This is a genomic window from Mameliella sp. CS4 (assembly GCF_019392335.1).
Classification (GTDB): domain Bacteria; phylum Pseudomonadota; class Alphaproteobacteria; order Rhodobacterales; family Rhodobacteraceae; genus Antarctobacter.
In genome coordinates this window covers 1-302 of the sequence record NZ_JAHXRQ010000123.1, presented here as the reverse complement: position 1 = coordinate 302, position 302 = coordinate 1, and the positions used below count along the sequence as shown (strand labels likewise).

1 protein-coding gene is annotated in these 302 nt (G+C 60.6%); it reads left to right on the top strand.

Features of this window, described 5'->3' with window-relative positions:
- Positions 1 to 12 precede the first annotated feature (12 nt).
- A partial coding sequence (locus KZZ07_RS26795; RefSeq protein WP_255564624.1) for an AcvB/VirJ family lysyl-phosphatidylglycerol hydrolase occupies positions 13 to 302 on the top strand: 290 nt, incomplete at its 3' end.

Genomic DNA, 302 nt, shown 5'->3' with positions numbered 1-302 from the left:
GTGGCGGGTGAAATGGCCAAGATCGGCTACCCGGTGGTCGGCATCGACACACTGCGCTACTACTGGCAGCACAAGACCCCGGAACAAAGCGCCAAGGACCTCACCGAGCTGATGCAGCATTACCGGCAGAAGTGGGGCACCAAGCGTTTCGTACTGACCGGCTACTCGTTCGGCGCCGACGTACTGCCCGCCATCTACAACCGCATGCCGGAGAACGAACAGCAGCGTGTCGACGCAATCATCCTGCTCGCCTTCGCACGCACCGGCAGCTTTGAAATCGAAGTGGAAGGCTGGTTGGGCAA